Annotated in this window: 8 protein-coding genes; 6 read left to right on the forward strand and 2 right to left on the reverse strand. The window is 64.1% G+C overall.

Going from position 1 to position 9,917, the window contains the following annotated elements; all coding sequences use genetic code 11:
- The 6 genes from QBJ92_RS20025 to QBJ92_RS20050 all read left to right on the forward strand — a co-directional run.
- A partial coding sequence (locus tag QBJ92_RS20025) for a chemotaxis protein CheA (protein ID WP_277971450.1) occupies window positions 1-1,230 on the forward strand: 1,230 nt, incomplete at its 5' end.
- 2 nt (window positions 1,231-1,232) lie between these two features.
- Window positions 1,233-1,748, forward strand: a complete 516-nt coding sequence (locus QBJ92_RS20030) for a chemotaxis protein CheW (RefSeq protein WP_431358445.1) — start codon at window positions 1,233-1,235, stop codon at window positions 1,746-1,748.
- Between the two features lie 71 nt (window positions 1,749-1,819).
- Window positions 1,820-2,293, forward strand: a complete 474-nt coding sequence (locus QBJ92_RS20035; protein ID WP_277971452.1) for a chemotaxis protein CheW — start codon at window positions 1,820-1,822, stop codon at window positions 2,291-2,293.
- Window positions 2,294-2,369: 76 nt separating this feature from the next.
- Window positions 2,370-3,233: a CheR family methyltransferase gene (locus QBJ92_RS20040; RefSeq protein WP_431358444.1), complete on the forward strand. Its 864-nt coding sequence runs from the start codon at window positions 2,370-2,372 to the stop codon at window positions 3,231-3,233.
- Between the two features lie 3 nt (window positions 3,234-3,236).
- Window positions 3,237-4,322: a protein-glutamate methylesterase/protein-glutamine glutaminase gene (locus QBJ92_RS20045; RefSeq protein ID WP_277971454.1), complete on the forward strand. Its 1,086-nt coding sequence runs from the start codon at window positions 3,237-3,239 to the stop codon at window positions 4,320-4,322.
- A 40-nt stretch (window positions 4,323-4,362) separates the two neighbouring features.
- Window positions 4,363-6,072, forward strand: coding sequence for a hypothetical protein (locus QBJ92_RS20050; RefSeq protein WP_277971455.1), 1,710 nt, complete (start codon window positions 4,363-4,365; stop codon window positions 6,070-6,072).
- Between the two features lie 632 nt (window positions 6,073-6,704).
- Here QBJ92_RS20050 and QBJ92_RS20055 read toward each other — a convergent pair.
- Window positions 6,705-8,102 carry a Gfo/Idh/MocA family protein gene (locus QBJ92_RS20055; RefSeq protein ID WP_277971456.1) on the reverse strand — a complete coding sequence of 466 codons (1,398 nt, stop codon included), beginning with the start codon at window positions 8,100-8,102 and terminating at the stop codon, window positions 6,705-6,707.
- 34 nt (window positions 8,103-8,136) lie between these two features.
- Window positions 8,137-9,917 (reverse strand): glutaminase domain-containing protein (locus QBJ92_RS20060; protein WP_277971457.1); only part of this gene is annotated, 1,781 nt, incomplete at its 5' end.

Consider the following 9,917-nt stretch of genomic DNA (forward strand, 5'->3'; position numbering starts at 1 on the left):
CGCGAGCCGGCGGCGGCCCCGACCGGTCGTGGCGCGCCCAAGACTGGCGAGAGCGTCCGGGTGCCGGCCGAACGGCTGGACCTGTTGATGGACCGTGTCGGCGAACTCGTCATCGTGCAGAGCCGCCTGTCGCAACTTGCGCACAGCAGCGGCGGTAGCGCCGCGGACGTCGCGCTCCACTCGATCTCGGAGGAAATCGAGCGGCTGGCGAGCGAATTGCGCGATACGGTGATGGTGCTCCGGATGGTTCCGGTCGCCACGCTGTTCGGGCGCTTCCGCCGCCTCGTCCATGACATCGCGCGCGATACCGGCAAGACGATCGAGCTGTCGACCGATGGTGAAACCACCGAAGTCGACAAGACCGTCATCGAGCGGCTGGCCGATCCACTGATTCACCTAATCCGCAACGCCTGCGATCACGGGGTCGAGCACCCCGAACAACGCGCTACGGCGGGAAAGCCAGCCGCCGGGCAGGTGCGCCTGTCGGCGCATCAGGAAGGGGGCGAGGTCGTCATCACCATTCGCGACGATGGCCACGGGATCGACCGGGAGCGCGTTCGGGCGAAGGCGGAGTCGCACGGGTTGATCCAGCCCGGGCAGGTCGTGACCGACCAGGAACTGCTCCAGATGATCTTCCATCCGGGTTTCTCGACCGCGCAGCAGATCACCAGCCTGTCGGGTCGCGGTGTCGGGATGGACGTCGTCAAACGCACGATCGAAAGCCTGCGCGGCACGATCGAGGTGGCGAGCGTGCTCGGCCAGGGGTCGACGGTCTCGCTCCGCATCCCGCTCACCCTCGCGATCATCGACGGCTTGCTGATTCGCGTCGGCGACGGGCGATATGTGATCCCGCTCGGCGTGGTCGAAGAATGTATCGAGCTCAGCCTGGAAGAAGACCTGCGGTCGCGCGGTCGCAGCTTCATCACGCTGCGCGACCGGCTCGTTCCGTTCGTCCGACTGCGCGAGATGTTCGCCACGGGCACGAAGCCGAGCCTGCATCAGAAGATCGTCATCATCGCGACCGGCACCGAGCGGGTCGGGCTGGTGGTCGACCAGATCATCGGCAGCCACCAGACGGTGATCAAGCCGATGTCGCCGGTGCATTGCAACGTCCCGACCTTCGCCGGTGCGACCATCCTCGGCGACGGCGGGGTCGCGCTGATCCTCGACGTCGTCCAGCTCGTCGCGCTTGGCCAGCATCAGGAGGAGCGGCTTCGCGCCGTCGGATGACCATGGAAGAAACATCGCAAACCCAATGGGACGCGGATGGCCGGCTCGAGGTGCTGACGTTCGATCTGCAAACCGAGAAGTTCGCGGTCGAAGCGGTGCTCGTCCGTGAGATCCTCGACCTGCTGCCCGAAACGGTCGTTCCAGGCGCGGACCGGCTGGTTGCCAGCGTCGCCAACTTCCGGGGCAAGATCATTCCGATCGCCGACCTTCGGCTTGCATTCGGCCTGCCCTCGGCGGAGTCGACGATGGACAGCCGCATCGTGGTTGTCGAACTCGACGTCGACGGCATCCAGACCCAAATCGGCATCCGCACCGACAAGGTCCACGAAGTGGCGACGCTGCACCGCGACGCAAGCGAAACCCCGCCCACGGTCGGCCTGCGCTGGCGTCGCGATTACATCCGCGAGCTGGTGCGCACACCGCAGGGCGTCATCGTCCTCGCCAATATCGCAAAGATCTTTGACCCGCTGCTGGGCGGCCGGGGCGCACCCGCCGTCCTCGCCCCCGCACTCCTCTAGGCTGGAAGGGCCGTTATGAACGCTCTTGTCGAACGACGCTTGCCCGACACGCCTTTCGCAAGGTGCGCGGCATGAGAAGTGCAGGCGAACTCCAGGCCGTGACCTTCGGCCTGGGCGCTGAAACCTTCGCGGTGCCGGTCGCGCTGGTGCGCGAGATCCTCGACTGGAGCGAGACGTTCCGCATTCCGAACGGCCCCGACTATCTGATGGGACTGACCGATCTGCGGGGCGAAGGCATAACGACGATCGACCTGCGGCTGCGCCTTGGCCTGCCGCATGTCGCACCGACCCCGAGCACGCGAATCCTGGTGGTCGATGTTCCGGTCGACGGGCGTACACTAGTGCTCGGGCTCGTCGTCGATCGCGTGCTGGAGGTCAGCACGTTCGATTGCCGTCACATCGGCGATGCGCCCGACATCGGGATCCGCTGGCCCTCGCGCTACATCGCCGGCGTGGTCAAGCGCGCCGAGGGTTTTGTCGTGCTGGTCGATGTCGCCCAGATCTTTTCCAGCGCCGACACCGCGGCGCTGGTCGCCGCCGCGTGACGCGATCCGGTCGCCGAACCTAAACCCCGATGGTCCCGTCTTGCGAGGGGCCATCCGCTCCCTGGAGATGGCTCCCTTGTCCCTCGCCCCCCCGCCCCTGAAGCCGTCCGCCAGCACCATCGACCAGATCAGCCTGCGCGATTTCGCGAGCCTGGCCGACTATATCTTCGATTATGCCGGCATCCGGATGCCGGTCAGCAAGAAGACGATGCTGGAAGGCCGTCTGCGACGTCGCCAGCGCGCACTGGGGTTCGATACGCTCGATGCCTATTGCCGCCACGTCCTGACGGGCAACACGCTCGGCGAAGAAGGGCGCCACCTGATCAACGCGGTGACGACCAACAAGACCGATTTCTTCCGCGAACCCGTCCATTTCGATTTCCTGCGCGACGTCGCCCTTCCCACGTTCGAGGCGGACTATCTGCGCACGATCCGTGCGTGGAGCGTCGCCTGCTCGACCGGGCCCGAACCCTATACCATGGCGATGCTGCTCGACGGGTTCACCAGCCCGCGACGCGGTTTCACCTATAGTATCCTGGCGACCGACCTCGATACCGAAGTGCTCGAGACTGCCCGGCTCGGCATCTATCCGTCCGATCTGGCGGATCCGATCCCGGCGGCGTTGCGCCGGAAGTATCTGATGGAATCGCGCGACCCGGCGCGACGCGAAGTCCGCGTGGTGCCCGAACTGCGCCGTGCGATTGCCTTCGCGCGCCTCAACCTGATGGACGAAAAATATCCGGTGGGTGAGCCGATGCATCTGATTTTCTGTCGCAACGTCCTCATCTATTTCGACAAGCAGACCCAGCACGATGTCGTGTCGAAGCTCGTCCGGAACCTAGCACCCGACGGCTACCTGTTTCTCGGGCATTCCGAATCGATCGCGGGGCTCGACGTTCCGCTCGTCCCGGTCGCCAACACTGTTTTCAAGCGGAGCTGATCGATGGCTGGTCAAGAAAAGATCCGTGTCCTCATCATCGACGATTCGGCGGTCGCGCGCCATGCGATGAAGACGATCCTCGAGGAGGATCCCAACATCGTCGTCATCGGGACCGCCGCCGACGCCTTCAGTGCCGCCAAGCGGATCCAGGAGGAAGTGCCCGACGTCATCACGCTCGACGTGGAAATGCCGCGGATGGACGGCATCACCTTCCTGCGCAAGCTGATGGCGCAATGTCCGTTGCCGGTGGTGATGTGCTCGTCGCTCACCGAACAGGGCTCGGACATGATGGTCCAGGCGCTCGAAGCGGGGGCCGTCGACGTGATCCTGAAACCACGCGTCGGGCTGGCCGAGCATCTGAGCGACCACAACCTCCAGATCCGCGACGTCATCAAGGCTGCGGCGAAAGTGCGGGTCAACATGCGTTCGGCGAGAGCCGGGCGGGCCGGCCCGCCCGAGCAGAAGCTGACCGCAGACGCGGTCCTCCCGCCACCCAGCGGCCGGGGCATGACTCGCGAGACCGAACGAGTCGTGTGCCTCGGCGCATCGACCGGCGGGACCGAGGCGCTGCGCACGGTCCTGGAAGCGCTTCCCGCGACCGCGCCCGGGGTCGTGGTGGTCCAGCACATGCCCCAAAACTTCACGCGTGCCTTTGCCAATCGCCTGAACTCGCTGTGCGAAGTCAACGTCAAGGAGGCGGAGGACGGTGATCCCGTGCTTCCGGGCCATGTCCTCATCGCCCCCGGCGGCAAGCATATGCTGATCGAACGGCGGGGCACGCGCTACTTCGTGACGGTCCGCGACGGACCATTGGTTTCGCGGCACCGTCCGTCTGTCGACGTGCTGTTCCGGTCGGCAGCGACGGCGGCGGGGTCCAACGCTCTGGGCGTCATCATGACCGGGATGGGCGACGACGGCGCGCGCGGCCTTCTCGAGATGAAGCAGGCAGGCGGCCGCACCTTTGCGCAGGACGAAGCAACGTCGATCGTCTTCGGCATGCCCAAGGAAGCCATCGCGCTGGGCGCGGCGGAAAGAGTGCTGCCGCTTGGTCATATCGCCCGCGATGTCCTGTACGCCGCGGCACAATAAGGGGGGTGGGACGATGAAATGGGTCGAGCGGGAGGCGTTGGTGCCTGATGGGGTAGCGGCGTTTGAGCCAGCCTTGAACGTGCTGGAAGCCGAACTCGACCTGATCGCCAGCGGTCTCGACAAGCGCTTCGTCGACGCCGGGCACTCGCTCGCACACGCCTATGACATCGTCGAAAAGTTGATCGCCAGTCTTGAGCGCGTGACCAACGCGCTCGACCGGGACGCCGCCGATCACGCGATCGCGACGATGCGGGGCAATGCCGATCGCCTCGCGCGACTGCCGGTGGTCCAGGCGGACCGGCAACGTTCGCTGGATATCATTCAGCAGGCAACCAGCACGGTGCAGGAAGAGGTGTTCCGCGTCGACCGGACTCTCGATTTCCTGCAGATCTGTGGCCGCAACATCAAGGTCGCTGCCGCTGGGGCACAGGGCTATTCCGATTTCGCCGATGCAATGATTTCGAAGCTCGACGTCAGCGAACGGGAAATGCACCAGATCAGCAAGGAGGTTGCGCAACTGGCGGCGACCGTCCCGTGCGTGGTCGAGGTCAATCGTGTCCTTGCGTCCGAATGTACGCGCCTGTGCCCGCATGTCCCCGACAAGCTCGCCGGGGACGCGATCGGGTTGCAGAACAATCAGGTCGATACGGCGGATCGCGCCGACAGGATCGCCACCGTCGCGCGCGACATCCGTGCGAAGCTCTCGGCGTCGCATGGCGCGATGCAAATCGGCGACATCACGCGACAGCGGCTCGAACATGCCGCACAGGCGTGTCGGATCGTCGGGACGGCGCTTGCCGATCCCAAGATCGCATCTGATCCGGTCGCATCAGCCGCACTGTTGGGAAAAGTAATGTCGCTCTTGGCCGCGCAGGTCGCCGACGCCACGCAGGATCTCCAAGAGCAGTCGGGCGTGCTGGCCACGAGCTTCCAGAGCATCGGTACGCAGCTTAGCGCGATGCTGACGCTCAGTGGCGAGGGCGCTGCCGAACGTGGGAGCGACGCGGCGTTTCTCGAAGTCCTCGAACAAAGCGTTGCTGAGGTGGACTCCGTCACAGCGCGTTTGCGCGATGCGGATATCCGTTCAACCCGGCTCGGTGCCGAGGCATCCGTCACGGTCGAGCGCCTTGGCCAGCGGTTGACCACGATCTACCGCGTCACACATGACGTCCAGATCATGGCGTGGAATACCGATCTGCGCTCGTTCCGGATGGGGCGCGCGGGGGATGGACTGGCTCGGATCGCCGCGGAGATCCGCGGCCTCGTCAAGACCCTGGAATCGGTTTCGGGATCGGTCGCCGCCGCCTTCGAGCAATTGAACGCCGCCGCAGACGCGATCAGTTCCGAGCCAGAAAGCGAAACGTCCAAGGACAGCACGCTCGAAGCAGCGTTGGACGTCATCCGCGCCGGTGCGCAATTGACCCGAGAGGGTATGTTGGGGCTCGATCAAAACGCCGTAATGATTCGTGACCTGGTCACGGAGATGATCGGCGCGGTCGAATGCGAAGCGGTCTTCTCCAATCCATTGCTCGACATCGTTACCCGCTTCGAAGGCTTGGCAACGTCCTGCATGCAAGATGACGTAGTGTTGACGGAGCAGGCATCCCGCGTTTTCGAAGACATCAGGCGAACCTATACAATGTCCAACGAGCGGCAGGTCCACAGCAGGATCGTTCCGTGTCCGAGGGGACAAGGCGACCCGACCGAACTTACGACGACCGATGTCGTGGATTGCGATGGTCTGTTTTGATCTTCTCCGCCTCCCTCTAACTGTTCTGATCCATGGGGCGCTTGAGTGGGAAGCGGTACGCACGCCTCGTGAGCGAATAGATCGCCGACATTGGCCTCCAAGCCTAATATTGAGGCGGTACCAACGCACCGATCTTCGACAAGGCGACGGCAATCGTCGCGTGGCGCAATTTGTACTGAATCATGCCATCATCGAGAGCACCGTGCGGTACCATGACGTTGATGTTGAACGCCCCTTGGAATTGTCCGTGCAAACGGAAGCCTGACTGAAGACGTTTGACCCAAACCCCGCTTCTGAGAGCCCCTCGTTCAAACTCAAATCCGGACGCTCGTTCATAAGCATCTTACGCCCCGGAGAGGACTGCGACGCGCGGTAAAAAAGGCGTACAGCTTGAACTTGGATGCCCTCCTATTGCGAACGGAGTTCAATGGGCTGGTAGAGGGCGAGATACTGTGCGGTGCCATTCAGCGCCTGAGCTCCGATTTTGGTCGCGCCGAAATTGATGCCAATCTGTACTACCATTAATATACCGTTCGATATTACCGGAACCGGCGTGTGGTGCGCGGTGGTTTAGGACGATGCGCTCAGGGCACACGCAACTGAGCGTTCTATGGCCTACCGCGCGCGCCTGCTTACAGCGTCCAACCTTCACGATATTGCCGATCGAGGAATTGATTGGCGTCAGGAATGTTGGTGACCCGTCCCGCCTGCCCGTCGTAGCGGATCGGTTGTCCAGCGCGCATCGCCACCATTCCCAGCAGCATCGTCTCGTTCAGCGTTACCGCGTCGGCAAACGGAGAAGACGCTTTTGCCTCCCCACGAATGGCCGCGATCCAGTTCATCTCGTGTCCGTCGCGCCCGCCCGCAATTCGCGGCAAGGATTGCGGGATCGCCGCCGCGCGCTCGGCAGCACCGTCGCCAAACACGATGGGCTTCTCGCCGTAAGTTTCGTGCATCAACATACCCTTCTCCCCGATGTACAGGACACCGCCGCCAGGAGTCATCGTCACGCCCGTCGGCAAGCCAGGCGGCGTCGGTGGCATCAGCCCGCCGTCATACCACGTGAGCCGCAGCGGCCCGCCCAGCGCATCGCCGAAATCAAAATAGGTCACCCCCGCCAACGGATAGCTGCCTAGATCCACCGGCGGCTTGTCGTCCCACAGATCGGTATCGCCGCCCCAGATCGAATGCCGGTTTTCCACCGCCGTCGGCAAGCCCAGCGACAGCGCCCAGACCGGAAAGTCGAGGAGATGCGCGCCCATGTCGCCCAACGCACCGACGCCGAACGGCACCCAACCGCGCCAGTTGAAATGCGCGTAGTCGGGGTTGTAGCCCCATCCGACCGTCGCTGGACCCAGCCAGACGTCCCAGTCGAGGCTCGCCGGCTTCGCGACGGGCGCAGGGCGAGCGATCCCTTGCGGCCAGACCGGGCGATTGGTCCAGGCATGAACCTCGCGCACGCGCCCGATCGCGTTCCCTCGGATCAGTTCGACCACGCGGCGACCGTCGTCACTCGAATGACCCTGGTTCCCCATCTGCGTGACCAATCTGGGCTTTGACGCGGCGAGATCCCGCAGCACCCGCCCCTCCCGCACGGTATAGGTCAGCGGCTTCTGGACGTAGACGTGCAGGCCGCGCTCCATCGCCATCTTCGCGGCAACGGCATGATGGTGATCGGGGGTCGCGATGAGCACCGCGTCAATGTCGCGCTGTCGATCGAACATGCGCCGATAGTCGTTATAATGGGTCGCCCTGTCATAAGCGGTGCGCAGCGCCGTCATCGTCGGCTTGGTGGCGCCTTCCCCCGTCACGAAAGCGCGAGCGACATGGTCAAAATCAACGTCGGCGACAGCGACGATGTTCTGGCTGATAAGCTGGCGCATGTTGTTCGCGCCCATGCCGCCCCCACCAATCACGGCGATGTTCACCCGGTCGCTCGGTTTCAACCGTCGCGCCCCGGCGACCGCCGGAAGGGCGAGTGCTGCTGCGGCGCCCAGCATCGCGCGCCGCGAAATGGTGGCGGGTTTCATATTGCTCTCCTGTTCTGAATTGGCGAGCGACCCGTCATTCGGCCTTCCGCGCCCGCGCCGCCCATTTGGACCAGACCGCCGGTGTCGCGAGCATCTTCATGTACACGCCGCCCACGACGGCGCGTGCCTGGAACCCGACTTGTGCGCCGTCAGTCGTTTCATACCAATCACTTAACGGCACCCGGCTGGGGGTTTCAAGCATGTAACGATGCACCGGCGCGATCAGTTGCTCGAACGCCGCCGGATCGTCGGAGAGGGTCGCGCTCCACGTGATCCAGTCGAGCTTCGTATAGGTCTTGCGACTATCGAGCGGCACGCCGTACTTCTGCTGGTTCTTGAGATAGAAGGCGACTTCCTGGCGCAACAGCCCCTTGGGGAACACGTTGCGACCGAGCACTTTGTCCCATGCCAGATTGTACTTCTGGCTCCACGTGCCCGGTCGATCGAAGGCGAGCTTGGTATGGTCGCCGTCCTGCGCCATCGCCACCCACTTTACCGCCATTTGCCGCGACAGCGTGCGATACCGGGCCGCTTCGTCCTTCTTGCCCAACAGGCGGGCGAGTTCGGAATAGCTGTCCAGCGCGCTGATCGCCTTGATCGACAGGTTGGTGTTGTGCGCCAGATGACCGGCGAAGTCGTCGGTGCTTAGCTGGTTCTCGGGGTCGAGCCCCTTTTCGCGCAGGTACGTCGCCCAGCGTTGCAGAAGCGGCCAGTACTGCGCGGCGAAATCGGCATTGCCCCGGATCTTTGCCAGCGCGCCGATCATCAGCAGCGTGTTGCCACTTTCCTCAACCGGCATCTGGTCGTCCTCGGTCCGCTCCCCGCCCCCGTAGACCTGGCCGTTGGCCTGCGGATACGTCCCGATGTCATGCGGGGCGAACGGAAACCGCCAGCGCGGCATCGACGCATAGTCAAGGATCGGGCGAAGCTGCGCCTCCAGCAGCATGGGGTTGAACAGCAGGAAGAACGGCGACGTCGGATAGGTGATGTCGACCGTGGCGATGCAGCCGTTGCTGAAATTCTCCTTGGAGAAATACAGCGGGCGACCATCGATATCGGCGACCAACTTGTGCGCGGCGAGCGTCTGGCGATAGGCGACGACCGCAATCTCGGCGTACGCACGACCGCCGGCCCGCTCCAGATCGGCGGTGAGTTCGCGATCGAATGCCTCGCCCCGCTTGCGTAATGCGGGCTCCTCTGCCTCCGCCTTCAGCAACAGGTCGGCCATCGTCATCCCGTTGCGACGCCAGTAGGCGGGCAGACGTCGCTTGAAATACTCGATCGCGTCGATGTCGTCATAGGCGAGCATCGCGCGCCGCGTGTCCGCCGCCGCGCCGACATCGCCGAAATCCGTCAGCATCGCCATCGCGGGCCGATCCTGATGCGCGAGGCGCGGCATCGCCATGTCGTCCGCGATTGGCATCTTGCCGGTCTTCAGCAAAATGTCCCGTGCCCGCTCGCCGAGTGTCGCGGTGGTCGTCCCGGCCTGGCGTGGTACGGCGAGTTGCGCCCAGCCCCAGTCGATCCGCAGATTGTCGCCGACCTTCTGCAATACCTGCTGCGCGTTCGTGCCGATGTGTTGCACCGTCATGTCGCCGACCCGGCTGCTACCCCAGACGACGCTTTGCTGGTCGTTGTCCACCGCCAGTTGGGCGCCGGCGTCGAAGTACAGCTGGACCGCGTGGCGGCCACCATCGGTCGCGCGGACCGTCCAGCTCAGATACGTGACCGGCCGCGACAGCACGTCGAGATCATCGGGTAGCGCGGGGGTGAAGAACGTCGCGGTCAATCGCACGCCGCCGCCCTCATAGTCAT

This window comes from Sphingomonas echinoides (assembly GCF_029623395.1).
Lineage (GTDB): Bacteria > Pseudomonadota > Alphaproteobacteria > Sphingomonadales > Sphingomonadaceae > Sphingomonas > Sphingomonas echinoides_A.

What these genes read in the sequence shown, in the direction of transcription:
- QBJ92_RS20030 (WP_431358445.1), top strand. Translation starts at nt 1,233, where the DNA reads ATGGAAGAAACATCGCAAACCCAATGGGACGCGGATGGCCGGCTCGAG.
- QBJ92_RS20035 (WP_277971452.1), top strand. Translation starts at nt 1,820, where the DNA reads ATGAGAAGTGCAGGCGAACTCCAGGCCGTGACCTTCGGCCTGGGCGCT.
- QBJ92_RS20045 (WP_277971454.1), top strand. Translation starts at nt 3,237, where the DNA reads ATGGCTGGTCAAGAAAAGATCCGTGTCCTCATCATCGACGATTCGGCG.
- QBJ92_RS20055 (WP_277971456.1), bottom strand. Translation starts at nt 8,102, where the DNA reads ATGAAACCCGCCACCATTTCGCGGCGCGCGATGCTGGGCGCCGCAGCA.